The 22,096-nt window shown below is 69.0% G+C and carries 25 protein-coding genes and 1 riboswitch; of the genes, 20 read left to right on the forward strand and 5 right to left on the reverse strand.

Features of this window, described 5'->3' with window-relative positions; translation table 11 throughout:
* Window positions 1-9: 9 nt before the first annotated feature.
* Both CYAGR_RS04655 and CYAGR_RS18150 read right to left on the reverse strand, forming a co-directional pair.
* Complete coding sequence (locus CYAGR_RS04655) at window positions 10-213, reverse strand: hypothetical protein (RefSeq protein WP_015108625.1); 204 nt, start codon at window positions 211-213, stop codon at window positions 10-12.
* A gap of 38 nt (window positions 214-251) precedes the next feature.
* Complete coding sequence (locus CYAGR_RS18150) at window positions 252-389, reverse strand: hypothetical protein (protein ID WP_156818385.1); 138 nt, start codon at window positions 387-389, stop codon at window positions 252-254.
* 104 nt (window positions 390-493) lie between these two features.
* Here CYAGR_RS18150 and CYAGR_RS04660 point away from each other — a divergent pair, with 104 nt between their 5' ends.
* The 9 genes from CYAGR_RS04660 to CYAGR_RS04700 all read left to right on the forward strand — a co-directional run bounded on the left by CYAGR_RS04660 (window position 494) and on the right by CYAGR_RS04700 (window position 8,601).
* Window positions 494-895, forward strand: a complete 402-nt coding sequence (locus CYAGR_RS04660) for a DUF3136 domain-containing protein (protein WP_342662073.1) — start codon at window positions 494-496, stop codon at window positions 893-895.
* Window positions 896-963: 68 nt separating this feature from the next.
* Window positions 964-1,108: riboswitch (guanidine-I (ykkC/yxkD leader) on the forward strand.
* Between the two features lie 31 nt (window positions 1,109-1,139).
* Window positions 1,140-2,354 (forward strand): agmatinase, encoded by a 1,215-nt coding sequence (gene speB, locus CYAGR_RS04665; RefSeq protein ID WP_015108628.1) that lies wholly within the window; start codon window positions 1,140-1,142, stop codon window positions 2,352-2,354.
* Window positions 2,355-2,357: 3 nt separating this feature from the next.
* A complete protein-coding gene (locus tag CYAGR_RS04670; RefSeq protein WP_015108629.1) occupies window positions 2,358-2,753 on the forward strand; it encodes a hydrogenase maturation nickel metallochaperone HypA/HybF in 396 nt (131 codons plus the stop codon).
* 6 nt (window positions 2,754-2,759) lie between these two features.
* Window positions 2,760-3,461 carry a hydrogenase nickel incorporation protein HypB gene (gene hypB / locus CYAGR_RS04675; protein ID WP_015108630.1) on the forward strand — a complete coding sequence of 234 codons (702 nt, stop codon included), beginning with the start codon at window positions 2,760-2,762 and terminating at the stop codon, window positions 3,459-3,461.
* Window positions 3,461-4,825: a type III glutamate--ammonia ligase gene (gene glnT / locus CYAGR_RS04680; protein ID WP_015108631.1), complete on the forward strand. Its 1,365-nt coding sequence runs from the start codon at window positions 3,461-3,463 to the stop codon at window positions 4,823-4,825. Before hypB ends, glnT (CYAGR_RS04680) begins: the two co-directional genes overlap by 1 nt.
* Window positions 4,826-4,951: 126 nt before the next feature.
* Entirely contained in the window at window positions 4,952-5,962 is a 1,011-nt protein-coding gene (locus tag CYAGR_RS04685) for an ABC transporter substrate-binding protein (RefSeq protein ID WP_015108632.1), read from the forward strand.
* Window positions 5,963-5,967: 5 nt separating this feature from the next.
* Window positions 5,968-6,744 (forward strand): ABC transporter permease, encoded by a 777-nt coding sequence (locus CYAGR_RS04690; protein ID WP_015108633.1) that lies wholly within the window; start codon window positions 5,968-5,970, stop codon window positions 6,742-6,744.
* 5 nt (window positions 6,745-6,749) lie between these two features.
* Window positions 6,750-7,517, forward strand: a complete 768-nt coding sequence (locus CYAGR_RS04695; protein WP_015108634.1) for an ABC transporter ATP-binding protein — start codon at window positions 6,750-6,752, stop codon at window positions 7,515-7,517.
* Window positions 7,518-7,551: 34 nt separating this feature from the next.
* Window positions 7,552-8,601 (forward strand): aromatic ring-hydroxylating oxygenase subunit alpha, encoded by a 1,050-nt coding sequence (locus CYAGR_RS04700; protein WP_015108635.1) that lies wholly within the window; start codon window positions 7,552-7,554, stop codon window positions 8,599-8,601.
* On the opposite strand, the gene CYAGR_RS04705 is transcribed toward CYAGR_RS04700, so the two are convergent.
* Entirely contained in the window at window positions 8,550-8,765 is a 216-nt protein-coding gene (locus tag CYAGR_RS04705; protein WP_015108636.1) for a hypothetical protein, read from the reverse strand. The two genes, CYAGR_RS04700 and CYAGR_RS04705, sit on opposite strands and share 52 nt — an antisense overlap.
* A 16-nt stretch (window positions 8,766-8,781) precedes the next feature.
* Entirely contained in the window at window positions 8,782-9,642 is an 861-nt protein-coding gene (locus CYAGR_RS04710) for a sugar phosphate isomerase/epimerase family protein (protein WP_245552608.1), read from the reverse strand.
* 170 nt (window positions 9,643-9,812) lie between these two features.
* Between CYAGR_RS04710 and CYAGR_RS04715 the strand changes: the two genes are divergently transcribed.
* The 4 genes from CYAGR_RS04715 to CYAGR_RS04730 all read left to right on the forward strand — a co-directional run bounded on the left by CYAGR_RS04715 (window position 9,813) and on the right by CYAGR_RS04730 (window position 15,791).
* Window positions 9,813-10,784, forward strand: coding sequence for a fatty acid desaturase (locus tag CYAGR_RS04715; protein WP_245552609.1), 972 nt, complete (start codon window positions 9,813-9,815; stop codon window positions 10,782-10,784).
* 11 nt (window positions 10,785-10,795) lie between these two features.
* Window positions 10,796-11,854 carry an alpha/beta fold hydrolase gene (locus CYAGR_RS04720; RefSeq protein WP_015108639.1) on the forward strand — a complete coding sequence of 353 codons (1,059 nt, stop codon included), beginning with the start codon at window positions 10,796-10,798 and terminating at the stop codon, window positions 11,852-11,854.
* A gap of 58 nt (window positions 11,855-11,912) precedes the next feature.
* On the forward strand, window positions 11,913-13,160 hold the full coding sequence (gene glnT, locus CYAGR_RS04725; RefSeq protein ID WP_015108640.1) for a type III glutamate--ammonia ligase: 1,248 nt from the start codon (window positions 11,913-11,915) through the stop codon (window positions 13,158-13,160).
* Window positions 13,161-13,790: 630 nt separating this feature from the next.
* Window positions 13,791-15,791 (forward strand): glycosyltransferase family 2 protein, encoded by a 2,001-nt coding sequence (locus CYAGR_RS04730; protein ID WP_015108641.1) that lies wholly within the window; start codon window positions 13,791-13,793, stop codon window positions 15,789-15,791.
* Here the strand turns inward: CYAGR_RS04730 and CYAGR_RS04735 are convergent.
* The gene (locus CYAGR_RS04735) at window positions 15,700-16,056 is read right to left on the reverse strand and encodes a winged helix-turn-helix transcriptional regulator (protein ID WP_245552610.1); all 357 of its coding nucleotides are present in this window, start codon (window positions 16,054-16,056) and stop codon (window positions 15,700-15,702) included. The two genes, CYAGR_RS04730 and CYAGR_RS04735, sit on opposite strands and share 92 nt — an antisense overlap.
* Window positions 16,057-16,202: 146 nt before the next feature.
* Here CYAGR_RS04735 and CYAGR_RS04740 point away from each other — a divergent pair, with 146 nt between their 5' ends.
* From CYAGR_RS04740 to CYAGR_RS04770, 7 genes are all read left to right on the forward strand, one after another.
* Entirely contained in the window at window positions 16,203-17,270 is a 1,068-nt protein-coding gene (locus CYAGR_RS04740; RefSeq protein WP_015108643.1) for an alkene reductase, read from the forward strand.
* A gap of 1 nt (window position 17,271) precedes the next feature.
* Complete coding sequence (locus CYAGR_RS04745; RefSeq protein WP_015108644.1) at window positions 17,272-17,790, forward strand: NADPH-dependent FMN reductase; 519 nt, start codon at window positions 17,272-17,274, stop codon at window positions 17,788-17,790.
* An 11-nt stretch (window positions 17,791-17,801) separates the two neighbouring features.
* Window positions 17,802-18,494, forward strand: coding sequence for a pirin family protein (locus tag CYAGR_RS04750; protein WP_015108645.1), 693 nt, complete (start codon window positions 17,802-17,804; stop codon window positions 18,492-18,494).
* 72 nt (window positions 18,495-18,566) lie between these two features.
* A complete protein-coding gene (locus CYAGR_RS04755; protein WP_043325444.1) occupies window positions 18,567-18,932 on the forward strand; it encodes a hypothetical protein in 366 nt (121 codons plus the stop codon).
* Window positions 18,933-18,945: 13 nt separating this feature from the next.
* Window positions 18,946-19,374, forward strand: a complete 429-nt coding sequence (locus CYAGR_RS04760) for a hypothetical protein (RefSeq protein ID WP_015108647.1) — start codon at window positions 18,946-18,948, stop codon at window positions 19,372-19,374.
* 95 nt (window positions 19,375-19,469) lie between these two features.
* Window positions 19,470-21,638 carry a glutamine synthetase III family protein gene (locus CYAGR_RS04765; RefSeq protein ID WP_015108648.1) on the forward strand — a complete coding sequence of 723 codons (2,169 nt, stop codon included), beginning with the start codon at window positions 19,470-19,472 and terminating at the stop codon, window positions 21,636-21,638.
* A 155-nt stretch (window positions 21,639-21,793) separates the two neighbouring features.
* Window positions 21,794-22,060, forward strand: coding sequence for a DUF3136 domain-containing protein (locus tag CYAGR_RS04770; RefSeq protein ID WP_015108649.1), 267 nt, complete (start codon window positions 21,794-21,796; stop codon window positions 22,058-22,060).
* Window positions 22,061-22,096: the final 36 nt, after the last annotated feature.

Raw genomic sequence — 22,096 nt, forward strand, 5'->3', positions numbered from 1 at the left:
AGATTTTCTTCATGTTGGCGCCGGTGCCGGCGCGCCGCCCACCGGAGCGGAGAGAGGGGTCGGGAGGTCGGAGGCGGCCACCCACTGGGCGATCAGCTGCTCCTGCCGCACCAGCCGGTAACGGTTCCGCTCGCTGGGATGCTGCCGGTACTGCTCTCTCAGACTCTCCAGCCTGGCGATGAGGGAGTGGTAGACGGGGTGGTTCTTATTCATCACCTCACGGGGGAGGCATCAACAGGGGGGGGGAGGACTCAGCCGGCGACGCTGACACCTGGGGCCCACTGGGCGATCAGCTGCTCCTGGCGGACGACGCGGTAGCGATTGAGTTCGTTGGGGGAGTCACTGTACTGCTCGTTGAGGGAGCGGAGCTGCTGCAGCAGCGCGTTCATCACGGGATGGTCTTCGTACATGCCGGGCATTCGTCTGCTGACCAAATCTTAACTGAATCGGAAGGGGCGCCACCCCCCGGCGCCTGCCTGGTCAGGGAACCCCCATGACGCTCGCCCCCGGCCGGGAGGCGACCGGCCCGGGAATGTCCCCGGATGGGGGGCGCGCCCAGGCCGCCGATGGACGACAGTGGACGTATCTCTGCGGGGCCTGCCCCGAAGGATGGCCGATGACCGCCCGATCGCTTCCAGCGTCCCTGCCGAAGGTCACGATCCCGACAGTCACCATCGGTGAACTGGAGGCCAACTATTCGATGTACTGCAAGGCCCTGCGCCTGCTGGTCCGGGAAGGTCGAACCCTGAAGAAGATCCAGCGCACGGTCTGCTGGCACCGGCTCGAGCAGCTGCACCAGTGTCTGCCGAGCCAGTACAAGGACCCGGACTATCTCTTTCTGCTGCTGCGCCGCGAGACCAACCGCAAGGCGGCCGGTCTTCCCTGTCCTTCCTGACGCCACCGTCCCGATCCCGTAGCAACCGTCACAACCGTCTCGCCCGGGGACCTGCAAGATCCCAAGGCGGAAATTGCTTCTAGGGTTCCGGTCTCGCATTGCTGGCCTTGCCGGCAGCTGAGGGATGGCTGGTCCGAGAGAAGCGCACCCACCGGAGCTTGAGGACCCTGTTCTCACCGGTGCGTGGCACGGAGGGACAAAAGCCCGGGAGACCGCCCCATCCCCACCGTGCCCAGAGGTCCGAATGAACGATCCGTCCAGCGGCCGCCCGTCCGATGCGGCCGACGCCTTCGACCGGGGCCGCCACCCGGCCGGCAGTGAAGGGGCCCGGGCCCTGGAGAAGGAAGCCTCCCTGCCCCTCACCGGCTGGCAGCAGGAGGTCGACCAGGGGCACCGCTACGGCCTGGAGGCGGCCGAGAGCATCGTCGACCGGCGCATCTCCACCTTCTCCCGCGGGGAGCTGCCGCACTTCGCGGGCATCAACACCTTCATGAAGGCGCCCTACATCGAGGACGTGAACCGCGTCGGCGAGTTCGACGTGGCCGTGGTGGGCGTCCCCCACGACAGCGGCACCACCTACCGGCCCGGCACCCGCTTCGGCCCCCAGGGCATCCGGCGCATCTCGGCCCTCTACACCCCCTACAACTACGAGATGGGGGTTGACCTGCGCGAGCAGATCACCCTCTGCGACGTGGGTGACATCTTCACCATCCCCGCCAACAACGAGAAGAGCTTCGATCAGATCTCCAAGGGCATCGCCCACGTGTTCGCCAGCGGCGCCTTCCCGATCATCCTGGGCGGCGACCACTCGATCGGCTTCCCCACCGTCCGGGGCGTCTGCCGCCATCTCGGCGACAAGAAGGTGGGCATCATCCACTTCGACCGCCACGTCGACACCCAGGAGAGCGACCTCGACGAGCGCATGCACACCACCCCGTGGTTCCATGCCACCAACATGGCCAACGCCCCGGCCGAGAACCTGGTGCAGCTGGGCATCGGTGGCTGGCAGGTGCCGCGGGAAGGGGTGAAGGTCTGCCGCGAGCGGGGCACCAACGTGCTCACCGTCACCGACATCTGCGACATGGGCCTGGAGGCGGCGGCCAGGTACGCCATCGAACGGGCCACCGACGGCACCGACTGCGTCTACATCTCCTTCGACATCGACTGCATCGATGCCGGTTTCGTGCCGGGCACCGGCTGGCCCGAGCCCGGCGGTCTGCTGCCGCGGGAAGCCCTCAAGCTGCTGGAGCTGATCGTGCGCAACGTTCCGGTCTGCGGCCTGGAGGTGGTGGAGGTCTCCCCGCCCTACGACATCAGCGACATGACCTCCCTGATGGCCACCCGGGTCATCTGCGACACCATGGCCCACCTGGTGGTGAGCGGCCAGCTGCCCCGGAAGTCAGCCCCCGCCTGGCTCTCCAGGGACTGCAACATGCAGGTCGACCGCGCCTGGAGATAGGGCATGCATGAAGTCGACATGACGCGCTGCCTGCTGCTGTCCATGAACGAGTGGAAGCAGCAGCACGCTCCCCAGGTGCCGGCGGTGAATCGGGTCCACCTCGAGGTGGGCACCTTCACCTGCGTCGAACCCGACCAGCTGGTGGTCACCTGGGCCGATGCCGTCAGGGGCAGCTGGCTCGACGGCGCCGAGCTGGTGATCGAGTCGGTGCCCCTGGTGGGGCGCTGCGTCCGCTGCCAGGCCACCTACAGCCCCGATCCCGCCGACGGCTTCCGCTCCCCCTGCTGCCACCACCCGATGGAGGAGATCGTCAGCGGCCGCGAACTGCGGATCCGCTCCGTCGCCTACGGCTTCGATACCGCTCCACCCACCGCTTCGCGCCCCACCGCCGCCCGCTGATCCGCCATGCACATGCCCCTCGAAGACAGCCTCGGCCTCAACCTGCTGGCGGCCAACCAGCACCGGGCCGAGCACAACCGCGAGCACTTCGACGCCTGGAATCTGCTCTGCCTCAACGTGATGAGCAGCCCCGGCGCCGGCAAGACCTCCCTGCTGGAGCGCAGCCTCGCCGCCCTCGCCGGGCGCTGGGCCATGGCCGTGCTCGAAGGCGACATGACCACCCTGCTCGACGCCGAGCGGCTGGAGGCCGTGGGGATTCCGGTGGTGCCGATCACCACCGGTCGCGCCTGCCACCTGGATGCCGCCATGGTCAGCGGTGGACTGAAGCTGCTCCGCCAGCGGCTCGATCCCGCCGCCCTGGACATCCTCTGGGTGGAGAACGTGGGCAACCTGGTCTGCCCCGCCGAATTCGCCATCGGTGAGCACCGCAAGGTGGCGCTGCTGAGTGTCACCGAGGGGGACGACAAGCCCCTCAAGTACCCGGTCATGTTCCGGGAAGCCGACTGCGTGCTGATCACCAAGGTGGATCTGCTGCCCCACCTGCCGGTGGATGTGGAGCGGATTGAGGCCCACATCCGCCAGGTCAACCCCCGCACCGCCGTGTTCCGCCTGTCCGCCACCACCGGAGAGGGCTTCGAGGCCTGGCACGACTGGCTCGACGCCCAGCGCCAGGCCGTCCAGACCTCCCCCGCCCTGCTGCACGCCTGATGAGTCACCAGCATCCCGCCTCCGACCCCACCACGGCCCTGCAGGCCGACCTGCGTTCGAAGGGGGTCCGCTACGCCCTGGCGAGCTTCGTGGACCTGCACGGGGTGAGCAAAGCCAAGGCCGTGCCCCTCGAGCACCTCGGCCAGATGATGGCCGGCTCCGAACTGTTCACCGGGGCGGCCCTCGACGGCGTTCCCCAGGAGGTGAGCGACGACGAGGTGGCCGCCGTCCCCGATCCCGCCAGCGTCACCGTGCTCCCGTGGCAGCCGGAGGTGGCCTGGTTCGCCAGCGACCTGCATCTCCATGGCCGGCCCTTCGACGCCTGCAGCCGCCACATCCTCGGCCGGGTGCGGCAGGAGGCAGCCACCATGGGCTTCCGCTTCAATCTCGGCATCGAGACCGAGTTCTTCGTGCTGAAGAAGGGGGCAGCCGGCGGCTGGGTTCCCTTCAGCGACCGCGACACCCTCGACAAGCCCGCCTACGACGTGCGCGGCCTGCTCGACAACCTGCCCTGGCTCGACGAACTGGTGCAGGCGATGAATGGCCTGGGCTGGGGGGTCTACTCCTTCGACCACGAGGACGGCCCCGGCCAGTTCGAGACCGATTTCGACTACGCCGACGTCCTCACCATGGCCGACCGGCTCACCTTCTTCAAGCTCATGGCCAAGGAGATCGCCCATCGGCACGGTCTGCTGGCGACCTTCATGCCCAAGCCCTTCGGGGACCGCACCGGCAGCGGCGCCCACTTCAACATGTCCCTGGCGGACCTTCAGACCGGGGTGAACCTGTTCGCCACGCCCGAGGCGACCCCCGGAGAGGTCACCAGGCTGGCGGAGCACTTCATCGCCGGTGTGCTCCGCCACGCCCCCGCCATCTGCGCGGTGATCGCCCCGACGGTCAACAGCTACAAGCGCCTGGTCGCCCAGGGGAGCATGTCGGGATTCACCTGGGCACCGGTGTTCGTCTGCTACGGCAACAACAACCGCACCAACATGCTGCGCATTCCCTCTCCCGGTGGCCGGGTGGAATGCCGGGCAGCCGACATCTCCTGCAACCCCTATCTCGGCGGTGCCTTGATGCTGGCGGCCGGGTTGGAAGGGATCCGGGAAGAACTGGATCCCGGCGCCCCCAACCTGGTGAATGCCTACACACTCAGCGCCGCGGAACGGGCCGATCGTGGCCTGAACATGTTGCCCCGAACCCTCGGTGAGGCGGTGGAGGCCTTCGCGGCGGATCCACTTGCCGAAAGCGTATTCGGTGATGCCATGTTCCAGGCCTTTATCTCCTACAAACGTGAAGAGTGGGAGTCCTACCACTCGGCAGTTTCCGAATGGGAACAGCAGCGTTATCTGGAGTTTTTCTGACCCTCTCCACCGGGGGCTCCCTGCACCGCCCAACCCCAGGGAACGGAGCCCCGCGCCCATCCGGGCGCCCGCAGAAAAGCGACTCACCCCAGTGGCGCCGCCACCATCCTTTCCCCGATTCCCCTGATGTTGAAAACCACCTTTTTCCGTCGTCAACGCCGGGCCATCGCCCTCGCCCTGATGGCCGCCCTCGGGGGAGGATTGCTGGCCGGTTGCCAGCAACCGGCCAGCCAGGAGACGCCCGTCAAGATCGGCTACAGCGCCTGGCCGGGCTGGTTTCCTTGGAAAGTCACCGAGGTCACGGGGCTATTCGACAAGCAGGGGGTGGCGGTCTCAATGCAATGGTTCGACGGCTACCTGGATTCGATCAACGCCCTCAACGCCGGCCAGCTGGACTGCAACAGCCAGACCCTCAACGACACGATCAGTTCGGTGGCGGGAGGAGCGGATCTTCAGGTGGTGCTCCAGAACGATTTCTCCACGGGCAATGATCAGATCATCGCCGCAGCCGAGATCAAGTCGATCCCCGATCTCAAGGGCAAGAAGGTCGCCGCCGAGGAAGGCACCGTTGACCACTTCCTGCTGCTGAAGGTGCTCAAGGATGCGGGTCTCTCCGCCAAGGACATCACCTTCGTTCCCCTCGAAACCGGCGCCGCCGCCGCCGCCTTCGCGGCCGGCAAGGTGGACGCCGCCGGCGTCTATGCCCCTTTCACCACCCAGGCCCTGAAACGGCCGGGCAGCCGGGCCCTGGCCACCTCCAAGGATCACCCAGGAGCGATCAGCGATCTGCTCGTCTGTCGCACGGAGTTCGTCGCCAAGAATCCCGAGAAGGTCCAGAAGATCGTCAACGCCTGGTTCGCCACGCTCACCACAATCAAGGACGACCCGGCCGGCACCCTGCCGATCCTGGTGGAGCGTTCCGGTGTCAGCGAAGCCGAGTTCAATGAGTACAACGCCGGCACCACCATCCAGACCCTCGAGGAGAACCGCAGCAACTTCAAGCTGGGCACCACGATGCTGTCGCTGCCCTACGCCGCCGAGCAGATCAGCGCCTTCCTGGTGGAGACGGGCCTGGCCAAGACCAAGCCTGACCTCACCAACCTGCTGAATTCCCAGTTCGTCGACAACGCCCGTTGAGCACCATGGCCCGGTCCCCCGCCCTGCGCCGCTTCCTCCGCCACCCCTGGGTTCTGGGGGTGCTCGGCATCCTCACCGTCTTCCTGATGTGGTGGCTGGTCACCGCCAGCGGCATGGTCGACAAACTCTTCCTGCCGAGCCCCGGAGCGGTGTGGCTGGCGGGCAGCGACCAGTTCCAGCGCGGCATCCTGGTGGCGGATGCGGTGGCCAGCATCCAGCGGGTGTTCATCGGCTTCGCCATCTCGGCAGGTCTGGCCCTTCCGATCGGCATCGCCATGGGCACGAACCGCACCATCTGCCACTTTCTGGAACCCCTGATGGCGCTGATCCGCTACATGCCGGCGCCCGCTTTCATCCCCCTGCTGATCATCTATTTCGGTCTCGAGGAGTTGCCGAAGGTGATGCTCATCTTCATCGGCACCTTCTTCTTCAACACCCTGATGATCATGGATGCGGTGAAGTTCGTTCCCTCCGAACTGGTGGAAACGGCCCTCACCCTGGGGGGCCGGGGCCTGCCGATCCTGACCCGGGTGGTAGCCCCTTACATCGCCCCCCAGGTGCTCGACACCTACCGCATCAACATGGCGTCGGCCTGGAACCTCGTCATCGTCGCCGAACTGGTGGCCGCCAACGAGGGCCTGGGCAAACGCATCAGTCTGGCCCAGCGATTCCTGCGTACTGATGAGATCTTCGTCGGTCTGATTGTGATCGGGCTGATCGGTCTGATGATCGATCTGGGTTTCCGGTTTCTGATGCGCCGGGCCTGTTCCTGGGCCAACTGAACCCCATGCATCTCCAGGTCTCCCAGGTTTCCAAGAGTTTCGGCGAGGGGCGAGATCGCAAGCTCGTTCTCGAGAACATCAGCTTCGAACTGGTCTCGGGTCAGTTCATGGCCCTGGTCGGCAGTTCCGGCTCCGGCAAGTCCACCGTGATGCGCCTGATCGCCGGTCTGGAGCGGCCCAGCGAAGGCACGATTCAGCTGGATGGCGTTCCGGTCCGGCGCCCCGGCTCCGACCGCGGCATGGTGTTCCAGAAGTACAGCCTCTATCCCTGGCTCACGGCGGCCCAGAACGTCGCCTTCGGCCTCTCCCTCCAGGGACGGGACAAGGCGGAGATCCGCGAACGGACCGCCTATTTCCTCGACGTGGTCGGGCTGGCGGATGCAGCCCGGCTGCTGCCTCGGGAACTTTCGGGGGGCATGCAGCAACGGGTGGCCATCGCCAGGGCCCTGGCGACCGAGCCGAAGGTGCTGCTGCTGGACGAACCGTTCGGGGCGCTGGACCTGCAGATCCGCGAATCGATGCAGGAATTCCTGCACGACCTCTGGAAGCGCACCGGACTCACCGCCCTGCTGATCACCCACGACATCGAGGAGGCGCTGCTGCTCGCCACCACCGTCCACATCATGGCGCCGCGGCCCGGCCGGATCGTCCACAGCGTCGACGTCCGGCTGGACCGCTCCGACCTGAGCCACCTGCGCGTGTCCCAGCCCTTCCTGGAACTACGCGAGGAACTGGCCAGCCGGCTGCGCAGCCTGGATGGCTCCCTGCTCTGAGCGTTCCGTCCGCCCCGTCCTGACCAACCGTTCCATGGACACCGCCACCCGGGCCGCCTTTCTGCCGCCGGAGCTCTACAGCTCCCCGTCCGTCGCCGCCCTCGAGCGCGAGCACTACGCCACCCGCTTCTGGCACCCCGTCGCCGCCGCCGCCGATCTGCCGGCGGGGCATGTGCGGGCGCTGGAGCTGCTGGGCCTTCCCATCCTGCTCTGCCATGGCACTGATGGCGCCGTGCGGGCCTTCCGCAACCGCTGTCCCCACCGGGCCGTGGCCTTCCGCGAACCGGCTGAGGGCAGCGTGGCCTGCCGAAGGCTGGTCTGCCCCTACCACGGCTGGACCTACGACCTGGGCGGAACGCTGCTGGCGGCCGCCAGGGAAGGGGAATTCGTCGACCCGTTCGATCGCGGCGCCTGGCCGCTGGAGGCCCTCGACTGCCAGGTTCGGTCCTCCCTGATCTGGGTGGCCCTGGGAGCCGATCCGATTCCCCTCGACGACCAGCTCGATCTGCCGCTGCAGGAAGCCCCCCAAGCCCTGGCCCAGACCCTGGAACCCCTGGCCTTCCATGAACGGGGGCTCGCCTGCAACTGGAAGATCGCCCACGACAACACCCTCGACGACTACCACGTCGCCATCGCGCACCCCACCACCCTGCATCGACTGCAGGGCCCGGTGCGCGACTACCGCCATCGCTTCGGCACCTGGGCCAATGTGCTGGCCACCCCCTCGCCGGAAGCGGACGGTGCGTTCCTCACCTTCGGCCTGCCGCCGTGGAACCACCTGCTGCTGTGGCCCGACGGACGCATGGCGATGATCCAGTTCCTGCCCGAGACCCTGGGCACCTGCCGGATGCAGGTGTGGTTGCTGGGCCCTGCCTCACGCCAGGCCGAAGGGGAGGCGCTGATGGCGGAGATGGTCCACTTCCTGGCCGAGGACCGCGCCCTGGTCGAGTCGGCCCAGCGGGGCTACGGGGATGGGTTCCGCACCGGCCCGCCGCACCGGCTGGAGGCCCGGATCCTGCACCAGCAGGCGATCTACGCGGCGCTGCTGGAGCCCTGGTACGCGTCGGGGCGGATGCCCAGGTAAGCGGCCTCCTTGAACAGGGCGCGCTTGGCATCTGCGTCCTGGCGCTGCTCGGCGATGGCGTAGCGGGCCCGCAGGGAAGCGACCAGGGCGGCCTGGCGGGGATCGGTCCCTTCGCTGGAATGGCTGGCCGACGGTGTGGCGGTCGGGGCGTCGATCACGGTCATCACAACGTAACTCTGTTCACGATGAACACACTCTATCGCTGTTTCCGGCTACCGGCTGGCTGCGCAGCCACTGCGCCATTGCCGTGTTAATCGTCAGCAGATCGGCCACCGGACGGTCGGTGAACGGCAGGGTGGGCATGTAGCCGTCCGGTCCGAACTCGGGCGTGAAGCTGGGTGGCGGTGCCCCCCGTTTCACCGTCCGTTCGGCGAACAGTTGCCAGCAGGCCAGGTGGGCGGCAAGCGCCTCGGCATGTTCGGGCGCGAAAGGGTGGGACACCTGGGGACCCTGGGCATGGCCCACCCGGGCATGGATGTGGTCAACCCGGTCGGCCATCGCCTGCACCGGCTCCAGATCCGGGGTCATCAGCCGTTCGGCCACGACACACCAGTGGCTCAGGTCGGCCGTGAGCCGCATTCCGGGCACAGCCTCCAGCAGCGGCACGATCGTCCAGGGCATCCCCAGGCAGCGGGACCGGTGGGTCTCGAAACTCACCGTCAGGCCGCTGGCGGCTGCCAGCGCGTGGGCCTCGGCCAGGAAGGTCCGTTGCCGCTCCAGGGGCCAGGCATCACTGCCGGTGAGCACGGTCACCCGGTGGGGGCGGAGATCGGCACAGCGGTTCAGATGCTCGCCCAGTTCCGCCAGGTGCTGCGCTGGCGTGACAGCCAGCTCCGGCACATAGCCACCGCCGGTGACCACCTCCAGCACCAGGGGTCTGCCGGACTCCAGCAGGCGGGTGGGCCCGTCCGGATCGCCGACCAGGGAGGGATGGTGGATGTTCAGCTCCAGTCCGTCGAAGCCCCCCCGCTCGGCCGTCTCCAGGGCGGTGGCAAGGGGGCCCTCGAAGCCCCAGAGGGAGAAAAACAGCAGGGAAGGCACCGAAGAGGCACGACGCATGGCCCACTCTTCCCTGCCGCAGGCGCCCGGCAGGTAACCATCCCCACCGGGGCCACGCCCGGTGCAAGTGTTCGTGACGAACGGTGTGCGGCGGACTCCGAGCGGGACAGTGGATCCAAGACGTCTCCTTGCGCCGGCCTACGGCGAGCTTCGTGACCGCCTCCCCACCTTCCGCGCCACCGGCGGCCGGCCCGGACGCCGCCGAGCCGCTGCTGTCCACTCCACTGCTGCAGCGCCTCAACGAGCGTCGCGACGGACCCGGCTGGCGCCGGCTGACCTTGCACCTCACGGTGCTGGGGCTGGGGGCCCTGCTCTGGGGATGGCCCATGCCGCCGGCCCTTCCCAGCGCTGGGTTCTGGGCCCTGCGTCTGGTGGGTCTGCTGCTGCTGGGCTGGGGCCTGGCCTTCGGCTTCTGCGCCATGCACGAATGCGGCCACCGCACCGCCTTCGCAAGCAAAGCCCTCAACGACACCGTGGCCTGGTGGGCCGGTCTGCTGAGCTTCTACAACGCCGATTACTACCGCCGCTACCACCAGTGGCACCATCGCTTCACCCACCAGCCGGGCCTCGATCCGGAGCTGGAGGAGGCCCCCCCCAGCACCCTGGGCAGCTACCTGCTCGAGCTCAGTGGGCTTCCCTGGTGGATCGGCAAGCTGCGCGGCCATGCCGCCGGCCTGCGTGGTGACTTCGGCGGCAGGCCCTACATCCCCGCCGAGGCCGCCGCGGCCGTCACCCGCTCGATCCGGCTCCAGGTCGCCGCCTACGCCGTCCTGCTGACCGCCTCCTTCTGGCAGGGAAACGGCACCCTGTTCTGGTTCTGGCTGCTGCCCCTGGCCGTCGGCCAGCCCCTGCTGCGCTTCGTGCTGATGGCCGAGCACGGCGGCTGCAGCACCCACAGCAACGGCCTCACCAACACCCGCACCACCCTGACACTGCTGCCCCTGCGCTGGCTCATGTGGGAGATGCCCTTCCACGTTGAGCACCACCTCTACCCCTCGGTGCCCTTCCACGCCCTGGCCGAGGCCCATGGCCATCTGGCGCCCCATCTGGTGCACTCAGGCCAGGGATATCTGGCGGTGCACCGCGACTTCCTACGCGATCCCGCCCGTCTGGCCCTCCCCTGAATCCCGCTCCCTTGCCCCCCAGCCCCGCGCCCCCGCGTCGCTTCGCGCTCGGGGACGTTCCCCTCGCCGCCGGGGGGACCCTTCCCGCCGCCTGGCTCGACTACCGGGTCTACGGAACACTGGCCGACGACCGCTCCAACCTGGTGCTTTACCCGAGCTCCTACGGCGCCTGGCCCGAGGACATCGACTGGGTGGTGGGACCGATCCTCGATCCCCAGCGCTGGTGCGTGGTGCTGGTCAGCCAGTTCGGCAATGGCCGCTCCACCAGCCCCAGCAACGCCCGGCCAGGCCTGGTATCGGGCCGCTGGCCGGTGGATCACCGTGACAACGTGGCCGCCCAGCGCCGGCTGCTGGAGGAGGTCTTCCAGGTGGCGGCGCCGGCCCTGATCTACGGCTGGTCGATGGGAGCCCAGCAGGCCTACCACTGGGCCGTGCTGGAGCCGGAGCGGACCCGGCGCATCTGCTGCGTCTGCGGCACGGCGCGCACCACGGCCCACAACCGGGTGTTCCTGCTCAGCCTGCGCCAGGCCCTCACCGCCGATCCCCACTGGGATGGGCTGCGGTTCCGGGGCGTGCCCGAGCAGGGCTTGCGCACCTTCGCCCTGATCTACGCCAGCTGGGCCGCCAGCCAGCCCTTCTATCGCCGCGGCGCCCACCGCCAGCTGGGCTACGCCAGCGTCGAGGCCTACGTGGAGCAGGCCTGGCTGCCGGCCTACCGCCGCCACGACCCCCATGACCTGCTGGCCATGCTCGACGTCTGGCTGGCGAACGACGTGGCGGCCGCCGCCGGGATCAGCGCCACCGGGATCAGCGCCACCGATGGCACTGGCGATCCCGATGCCGACCTGGCCGCGGCCCTGGGCCGGATCCAGGCCCGCACCGCCGTGATCGCCGGCCGCCACGACCTCTATTTCACCCCCGACGACTGCCAGGCGGAGGCCGCCCTGATCCGCGAGGCCCACTTCGAGGTCCTGGAGTCCGACCTGGGCCACCGGGCTGGCAACCCCCGCGACTCGCCGGCCGAGCAGCGCCAGCTGCGGGCAGCCATCGACCGGCTCTGCGCCGACTGACCGCCTCCGGCCGGCCCCCACTCGCCGCCCACACCCGCCCCACCACACAGCACCCCCGATGACCGATCTGGCCCGCTTCGCCGCCACCCATGGCATCCGCCACTTCCTCTTCTCCTTCTGCGACCTGTTCGGGGTGCAGCGGGCCAAGCTGGTGCCGGCGGCCGCGGCGGCCGAACTGGCCCGATCCGGGGCCGGCTTCGCCGGTTTCGCCGCCTGGCTGGACATGACCCCGGCCGATCCGGACGTGCTGGCGATCCCCGATCCCACCAGCCTGATGGTGCTCCCCTGGCAGCCAGACGTGGCCTGGGTGGCCACCAATCTGCAGGTGGAGGGCCAGGTGCTGGAGCAGTCGCCCCGCCGGGTGCTGCAGCAGCAGATCGCCCGGGCGGCGGCCCTGGGCCTGCAGTTCCGCAGCGGCGTAGAGGCGGAGTTCTTCTTGATGGACCCGGAACGGGACGCCATCGCCGATGGACTCGATCGGCAGTCCAAGCCCTGCTACGACCAGCTGGCCCTGATGCGCCACTATCCGCTGATCAGCGAACTGCTGGACGGCATGGAGAGCCTCGGCTGGGGCCCGTACCAGGCCGACCACGAGGACGCCAACGGCCAGTTCGAACTCAACTGGACCTATGCCGAATCGCTGCTGACCGCCGACCGCCATGCCTTCTTCCGGGTCATGGCGGCCGCCCTGGCGGAGCGCCATGGGGTGCGGGTGAGCTTCCAGCCCAAGCCGATCCCGGCCCTCACCGGCAACGGGGCCCACCTGCATGCCTCCCTCTGGGACGAGGGGGGGCGAAACGTATTCCACGACCCTGCCGGGGAGGAGGGCCTGTCGGAGATCGCCTACCACTTTCTGGCCGGTCTGCTGGCCCATGCGCCGGCCCTTTGCGCCCTCACCAATCCGGTGGCCGGCAGCTACCGGCGCCTGGCGCGGTCCGTCACCAGTTCCGGGGCCACCTGGTCCCCCTCCTGGATCAGCTACGGCGGCAACAACCGCACCCACATGGTGCGCATCCCCGACGACCAGCGGATCGAGCTGCGGCTCGGCGACGGCGCCGCCAACCCCTACCTGCTCCAGGCGGCGGTGCTGGCGGCGGGCCTGGACGGCATCGAACGGCAGCTCGATCCCGGGGCCCGCAGCGACGTGAACACCTACGTGGAGTCGCCGGCGGGGGCGGCCTCCCTGCCCACCTGTCACGCCGATGCCCTCGAGGCCTTCCGCCACGACGCGCCGCTGCGGGACTCCCTGGGGGAGGCGTTCTGCACCGCCTACGAAGCCCTGGTGGCCCAGCGCAACGACGAGTGAGGGTGCCGGGGGGCGGCCCACCCCCCGCACGGGCGAAGACCAGCACGATTGCCTATGGCCAGGGCGCCATGGAGGGATGACAGTGAGTTCAGAAACCAGGAGGCTCCAGCGATGGAAGACACCCCGCCCGGTCAGATGTCAGGAGTGTGCTGACGGCAGGCCCCTGCTCCAACAGTCTTGTTCCCCATAACGGTTTCCCGGTCTTTCGCAGATCACCCGACGCATCGTTCAGGTGCCCACGGGTCCATGGAAACCGGCCCCTGGATGCCTCGGCCCCAGGTGCCTCCCTCCGCAGCTCCGACTCCGAAACCCACCTCCGGGGACTCCGATGGATCCCCAGCCCCGCTGACCTCCCTTTGATGGCGCGCCCATGGCGAAGGAGCATCCTCGGCTCCCTCCCCATCACCCATCCACGGTCCCCAAGGACCCGATCGTCAGCCCTTCTGAACAGCTCGTCAGACCCGTCATCTGATCGTCAAGCATCAGTGACAGCGCAGGAACACCTTCGTTCCGCCCCAAGCCCGGCGATCCTGGACGCCGGGCTTTTTCATGGTCCATCGCCAGTCGGGCGGCCGGATCCCGTCGGCCCGGGTCAACCGCCTAGATTTACTTAACAATTGGTCAGGGTCGATGGCACGCCTGCCCTGGGCCGTCCTGCTGCTGACACTGCTGGGGGCCCGGTATCTGGGCTGGCGCTTCAGTGCCAGCCTCAACCTGGCCACGCCCCTGGCCGCCAGCCTCAGCATCCTCACCCTGGCGGCCGAACTGGTGCTGCTGGCCGGATTCTTCCTGCAGCTCTGGTTCACGCTCCTGCCCGAACGGCCGGCGCCCCCCGCGGGTCCGATCCCCACCCCCGTCCCGTCGGTCGACGTGCTCGTGCCCAGCTGCGGCGAACCGGCCGAGCTGGTGGAGCGCTGCCTGCGGGGCTGTCTGGCGATGGACTACCCCAGCCACACGGTCTGGCTGCTCGACGACAGCGACCGACCGGAGCTGGCGGAACTCTGCGACCGCCTCGGCTGCCGCTACGTTGCCAGGCAGGAGCACGCACACGCGAAGGCCGGCAACCTCAACCACGGACTGCGTCACTGCATAGGGGAGCTGGTGGCGGTCTTCGACGCCGACGTCGTCCCCCTGCAACCCTTCCTGCGCCGCACGGTCGGCCTGTTCGCCGACCCGACCGTGGGTTTCGTGCAGACCCCCCAGAGCTACATGAACGCCGATCCGGTGATGCGCAACCTGCGCCTGGAGCGCTGGCTGCTGCCGGACGAGGAAAGCTTCTACCGCTGGATCCAGCCCACCCGCCAGAACCTCAATGCCGTGGTCTGCGCCGGCACCTCCTTCGTCATGCGGCGCGAGGCGCTCGAGCGAGTCGGCGGCTTCGAGACGGCCACCCCATCGGAGGACCTGGCCACCGGCATCCGGATCACCGCCGCCGGTTACCGCAACCATTACCTCTCTGAGAAGCTGAGCGCCGGCCTGGCCCCCTTCACGGCCGCGGCCATGACGCGGCAGCGCTGCCGCTGGGGCAGCGGCTCCCTCCAGACCCTGCGCACGGGAGCCGATCCGCTGCGGATCCCGGGGCTCAGCCCCTTGCAGCGGCTCGCCTACAGCGAAGGCATCCTGCACTGGTTCACCTTCCCCGCCCAGCTGGTGCTGCTCTGCACGCCGCTCAGCCTCGGCCTGCTGGGCATCGCTCCGATCCTCTTCAGCGGCAATGCCCTGCTCACGGTCGCCATGCCGTTCGTGTTCAGCCAGCTGCTGCTCACCCGCTGGCTGAGCGGCCACGCCCGGGCCGCGCTCCTGCCGGAGCTGTACCGCTGGATCTTCCTGGTGCCGATCTGTGCCGCCGTGGTCGCCACGGCCCTGGGCCGGCCGCGGCGGTTCCGGGTCACGCCGAAGGCGGTGGTCGGCCGGGACTCAGGCCCGGATGCGGGCCTGCTGCTGCCGCTGCTGGCACTGCTGGCCCTGCAGCTGGTGGCGCTCTGGAACCTGGCGCCGGGTCGGCTGCCACTGATTGCCGGCCAGGAGGGGCTGGTGCCGGTCTCGGCCGCCACGGTCGGGGTGGTGCTGGGCTGGAGCCTGCTCAACGGCCTGCTGCTGCTGCTGGCGATCCGCAGCTGCTGGGATCGGCCCCACCGGGATGGGGTTCCCTGGTTCGCCCTGTCCCTGCCGGTGCGGCTCCGGCACAGCGACGGGACCGTGCATGGGCGCCTGCGGGCCGTCAGCGCCACGGGCGCCGAACTCGGCCTGGAGAGGGCAGAGGACGGGCCGGTGCTACAGGCGGCCGACAGCCTCAGCCTGGAGGGTCTGGTGCCCGGTGTTGCGCTGCCGTTCCTGGCGATGGCCCGGGAGGCCGGTGCCATCGGCGGGGTCTGGGGGCCGCTCACCCCGCCGCAGCGCGACCAGCTGGAGACCCTCCTCTACCGACGCGAGGGGCTGTGGCCCACCCTGCGGGCCCCCTTCGAGCTCCGCACCCTGCCCCTGGTGCTGCTGCGCACGCTGCAGCGGGTGGAACCAGAAAGCTGGTTCCGCCGCAGTCTCATTCCCCAGCTTCCACCGCTGGTGGGGCTGCCGCTCCCCAGGCGTGCAGACCTTCCAGCACAGGCAGCAGCGCCCGACCCCGCTCGCTGAGGTCGTACTCCACCCGCGGCGGCACCTCACCGAAGACGCGCCGGCAGACGACGGCATCGGCCTCCAGCTCCCGCAGCTGGGCCGTGAGCACCTTGTGGCTGACCCCCACCAGGGACCGCTGCAGGGCCGAGAAGCGCTGGGGACCCTCCCGGAGCCGGCAGAGGATCAGCAGCTTCCAGCGGCCGCGCATGACCCGCAGGGCCAGCTCCGCCGGGCAGAGCTGGGAACCGCCGGAGTCCAGGGAATCGGGGAAAGAGACCGTCACAGGGATCTGGGTTACCGGCAGGTGCCCCAGGCACAAGCCGGTGCGTTCTTGTCAGTCAGGGTGCGTGTCCGCCAGAGTCCCCCCATGACCTTAACAATCCCTTACGGACCGGGGCCTTCCCGCCCTGGCCGGCCGGTCACCGCCCCATGAGCGACCTGTTCACCCCCCTGACCGTGGGCCCGCTGCTGCTGCCCAACCGGATACTGATGGCCCCCCTCACCCGATGCCGGGCCGAGCCGGACCACGTTCCGGGCCCGCTGATGGCTATCTACTACCAGCAGCGGGCCAGCGCTGGCCTGCTGATCGCCGAGGCCACGATGGTGATGGAGGGCAACTCGGCCTTCTGGCACGAACCCGGCATCCATTCGGCGGCCCAGGTGGCGGGCTGGCGGCTCACCACCGACGCGGTCCATGCCGCCGGTGGGCGCATCGTGCTGCAGATCTGGCATGGCGGGCGGGCCTGCCACCCCCTGCTCAACGATGGCCGACAGCCCGTGGGGCCGAGCCCGATCGCCATCACCGGCGACGAGGTGCACACCCCGGAGGGGAAACAGCCCTATGTCGTCCCCCGGGAGCTGGCGGACGACGAACTGCCCGCGATCGTGGCGGGGTTCCGCCAGGCCACCCGCAACGCCATCGACGCCGGCTTCGACGGGGTCGAGGTGCATGGCGCCAACGGCTACCTGCTCGACGCCTTCCTGCGGGACGGCAGCAACCGGCGCCAGGGTCCCTACGGCGGGCCGGTGGCCAACCGGGCCCGGCTGCTGCTGGAGGTGCTGGAGGCCGCCCGGGCCGAATCGCCCCTGGTGGGCCTGCGGATCTCGCCGCTGAACGGTTACAACGCCATGGTCGACAGCGACCCCATCGGGCTGTCGGGCTGGCTGGCCCAGCGGCTGGAGAGCACCGGCCTGGATTACCTGCACGTGATGCGGGGGGACTTCCTCGGCCAGCAGCATGGCGATGTGCTCACCCCGATCCGGGCCGGCTTCAGCGGGGTGCTGGTAGGGAACATGGGCTACACGGCCGAGGAGGCCAACGCCGCCATCGCCGCCGGCCAGCTGGACGCGGTGGCCTTCGGCACGCCGTTCCTTGCCAATCCGGACCTACCCGAACGCCTCCGCAGGGGCGCACCCCTGCAGTCCCCCGATCCGGCCACCTATTACTCCCCCGGCCCAGCCGGCTACACCGACTACCCCTTCCTGGAATCCGCCTGACATGACCCCCGACCTTCTGGTGCTCAGTGCCAGCAACGGCGAGAACCTGAAACTCGCCGAGCGTTTCGCCGCCGCCGGCCGCGCCCGCGGCATGGCCGCCGAGGTGCTCGACCTCACCATCCTGTCCCTGCCGCTCTACAACCCCCGCACCCACGGGGATTCCGGCCTTCCCGCCGAGGTGGAGGGGCTGAGCCGCAGGCTCGAGGCCGCCCCCCGCTGGGTGATCTGCGCCCCCGAGTACAACGGCTCCCTGCCGCCTGTGCTGACCAGCGCCATCGCCTGGCTCTCGGTGCAGGGGGACGGCTTCCGCACGCTGTTCAACGGCCGGCCGGTGGCGATCGCCACCCATTCCGGTGGTCCCGGCATCGAGGTGCTGGCGGTGCTGCGCATCCAGCTGGCCCACCTCGGGGCCCACGTGGTGGGTCGCCAGCTCTCCAGCAGCCGCAGCAATCCCGCCAAGGACAGCAGCATCGACGACATCGTCCACCGTCTCCAGCGCATGGAACCGATCCAACCCTGAGAACCCGCCCCATGACCTTCGTCTTCCGCCCCGCCGCCGAGCGCTTCCACAGCCAGCTCGACTGGCTGGACAGCTGGCACAGCTTCTCCTTCTCCCACCACCACGATCCGGCCTGGATGGGGTTCGGACCGCTGCGGGTGATCAACGACGACACGATCGCCGCCGGTCGCGGCTTCGGCATGCATCCGCACCGGGACATGGAGATCGTCACGGTGATGGTGGACGGCCAGCTCAACCACCAGGACTCCATGGGCCACAGCGAGGTGCTTCGGGCCGGAGAGGTGCAGGCGATGAGCGCCGGCACCGGCGTGGTCCACAGCGAGATGAACCGGGGCGCCATCCCCTGCCGGCTGCTGCAGATCTGGATCGAGCCGGATCGCGCCGGCCACCCGCCCGCCTATCGCCAGGAGCCGTTCGTGCTCCGGCCAGGCTGGACGCCGCTGCTCGATCCGGACGGCCGCGATGGGGCCCTGGCCATCAACCGGCCGGTGCGGCTCTGGCGGGCCAGGGCTGGCGCAGGCGAGCGGCTGGAGCTAGCCATCGCCTCCGATGCCACCGGCTGGCTGCAGGTGATCGAGGGGGAAGGCACGGCCTTCGGCCGACCGCTGCAGCGGGGCGACGGCCTTGGCTTCCCGGCGCCCTCTCCGGACAGCCTCCAGGCCGGCCCCGCCGGGGCGGACGTGCTCCTGTTCGAACTGCGCTGAGCGGACCCTGGCGTGCCGGAGTGGCAGGCACACCCCGGCACGGCCCCAGGATGGGGGGACCAGCCCGACGTCATGGCCCGTTTCCTGCTGCTCTTCAGGCCCCGGGTTCCCCTGCAGCCGACGGAGCTCGTCGGTCGGCTGGATCCCCTGGTCCTGCGGTTCCACGCCGACGTGGAGCACCGCTCCCCCGCCCATCTCAGCGCCATCGTGCGGGGGGAGCACGAGACCCTCCGGCTGCAGCTGATCGCCGACGTGCAGGCCAAGGCGGATGGCCCCGTGCTGGAACTGGTGCTGATGAGCCGGGAGGCCATGGGGGCGGGGGCGCCCCTCACCAAGGCGCTGTTCGAGACCCTGGTGACGATTGCGGCCGAGGTGATGCCTGAGCTGGAGCTGGTGTTTCGATCTGACAGGGACGGCGCGCTCCCTGACCGCAACTGAGAGAATCCATCGGATGCAGACGCTCTCACCGACCCCTGCCGCCCTTGCGGAACTGCAGCCGCCCCGCGGCTACCGTGTGCTCGCCTGGCTCGGCCTGGTGGCCAACCTGCTGGCCCTGCCGCTCGGCCTGGCGGCGATCCTGCTCTCCAGCCTCTGGCGGACGGCCAATATCGTGGTCTACACCAGTGCCGTGCTGCCGGCAGTGGCCCTGGGCGTGGTGGCCTGCGTCGCCCTGCTGAAGTGGCGCCTCTGGGGCCAGGTGCTGGCGATCGTGGCGCTGTCGCTGGATCTGGCGATCGAGATGGCCTACGGCATCGTGCGCCTGGCGCTGGTGGGTGAGGAACGGCTCCTGCTGGCGGTGGCCGCCCCCCTGGCCTGGGGCCTGACCCTGGCGGCCCTGGTGTTCTGGTGCCGCCCCGCAATCCGTTCCTACCTGCGCTGAGGGCCCCCGGGCAACCTGGCGTTCTGTATCAACGGCTCCACCCATGGGGCAGGACACAAGGATTGGATACCCCCCAGCCGACCCAAGCTGTTTCCATGCCCAGCCCCCAACGCTTCGCCGCCATTCAGGAGATTCACCAGCGCCCTCCGGTGGTGACCCCCCCCATCGAGTCGCTGGATGAGCTCTGGGCCAGCGATGTGTTCAGCCTGGCCAAGATGAAGGCGGCCCTGCCCAAGGACATCTTCAAGTCCGTGCAGCGCACCATCAAGGAGAACGGCAAGCTCGACGTCTCTGTGGCCAACGTGGTGGCCCAGGCGATGAAGGAATGGGCCACCGGCCGCGGCGCCCTGTACTACGCCCACGTCTTCTACCCCCTCACCAACGCCACCGCCGAGAAGCACGACGGCTTTATCTCGGTGCAGGGTGATGGCTCGGTGATCACCGAGTTCACCGGCAAGGTGCTGGTGCAGGGCGAACCCGACGGCTCCTCCTTCCCCAGCGGCGGCATCCGCACCACCTTCGAGGCCCGCGGCTACACCGCCTGGGACATCACCAGCCCGGCCTTCCTGATGGAGACCCCCAACGGTCTCACCCTCTGCATCCCCACCGTCTTCATCTCCTGGACCGGCGAGGCCCTCGACAAGAAGACCCCCCTGCTGCGCTCCAACGCCGCCATGAACAAGCAGGCTCAGCGCCTGCTGCGGCTGCTCGGGGAAACCGATGTGGCCCCGGTCAACTCCAGCTGCGGTGCTGAGCAGGAGTACTTCCTCATCGACAGCGCCTACGTGCCCCTGCGTCCCGACCTTCTCCTGGCCGGCCGCACCCTGTTCGGCAAGCCCTCCGCCAAGGGCCAGCAGTTCGATGACCACTACTTCGGCGCCATCCCCCAGCGGGTGCAGGTGTACATGCAGGACGTGGAACGTCAGCTGTACAAGCTGGGCATCCCTGCCAAGACCCGCCACAACGAGGTGGCACCGGGCCAGTTCGAGATCGCCCCGTTCTTCGAGGCGGCCAACGTGGCCACGGATCACCAGCAGCTGATCATGACCATTCTCAAGAGCACGGCGCGGCGCCACGGGATGAACTGCCTGCTGCATGAGAAACCCTTCGAGGGCATCAACGGCTCCGGCAAGCACGTCAACTGGTCGGTGGGCAACCCCACCCAGGGCAACCTGCTGGATCCCGGCAACACCCCCCACGAGAACATGCAGTTCCTGCTGTTCTGCGGCGCCGTCATCCGCGGGGTGCACAAGTTCGGTCCGCTGATGCGGGCGGTGGTGGCCACCGCCGGCAACGACCACCGCCTCGGTGCCAACGAAGCGCCCCCGGCGATCATCTCCGTCTACCTCGGCAGCCAGCTGGAGGACGTCTTCCGCCAGATCAAGGAAGGGGACGTGAAAGGCTCCAGCAACGCCGGCGTGATGCAGCTGGGCGTCGACACCCTGCCGGAATTCCCCAAGGATCCCGGCGACCGCAACCGCACCTCCCCCTTCGCCTTCACCGGCAACCGCTTCGAGTTCCGGGCCGTCGGCTCCAACCAGTCGGTGGCCGGCCCCTTGGTGGCCATGAACACGATCCTGGCGGACTCGCTCGCCTACGTGAGCGACCAGCTGGAGCAGAAGATGGCCGCGGGGGAAAGCCTGCCCGGCGCCGCCTTCTCCGTGCTCAAGCAGATCATGACCGACCACGGCAACGTGGTCTTCGGCGGCGACGGCTATTCCAGCGAATGGCACCGCATCGCCGTGGAGGAGCGGGGCCTGGAGAATCTGCCCACTACCGCCGATTCCCTGCCCGTCCTGCAGCGGCCTGAGGTCCGCGACCTTTTCGCCCAGCAGGGTGTGCTCACCCCCCTTGAGCTGGAGAGCCGCTTCGAGGTCTACGCCGAGCAGTACGTGCTCGCCATCGACGTGGAGGCCAAGCTGGCAGTGCAGATCGCCCAGACCCAGATCTATCCGGCCGCCATGCGCTACCTGGGAGAGCTGGCCAGCTCCCTGCAGCTCCAGACCTCCATGGGCCTCCAGGTGTCCTCGGAAACCCAGACCAAGGTGGCGTCCCTCAGCGCAAAGCTCATGGAGCTCAGCAGTGCCCTGGAAAGCGCCATCGGCAACGCCCCCCACGGCACCATGGCCCACATGCGCTACTCAGCCGACACGCTGCTGCCGCTGATGCACCAGCTGCGCGAAGCAGTCGACGGGCTGGAGGCCGTGGTGGACGACAACCTCTGGCCCCTGCCCTCCTACCAGGAGATGCTGTTCATCCGCTGATCACCCCAGCGGCCCCGGCGGGGAGGGTCCTCCAGGGCCCTCTTTTTTCGCTGGTCTTGCCCGCGGGTTGTGCCGCCGGGGCGAAACCTCACGATCTGCCCGCTTGGTTCCCCTCGGCACAGTCGCTGCTCGAGCGGAGGTGCTGGAGTCGATGCATGAGCGTTCCTTCCAACCAGCGCCCCACCGCCGACCGGTCCCGCGACCTCCCGGACCTGGATGAGCACTACGGCTCCTACTGCCGGGCCATGCGGATGCTGGTGCGGGAGGGCAAGAGTCTGAAGACCGTGCAACAGACGGTCTGCTGGCAGCAGCTGGCCCGACTGCACGACTGCCGCCCGGCCCGCTACCAGGAGCCGGACGCCCTCTATCTGAGGCTGTGCCGTGAGGGAGGGGCTGCCGGCGGCGCGGCCGCGAAGCGCTGAGGCGCGGACCGGGGCGGCGGAGAGCCTTTCCTGGAT

This window comes from Cyanobium gracile PCC 6307 (assembly GCF_000316515.1).
Taxonomy (GTDB): domain Bacteria; phylum Cyanobacteriota; class Cyanobacteriia; order PCC-6307; family Cyanobiaceae; genus Cyanobium; species Cyanobium gracile.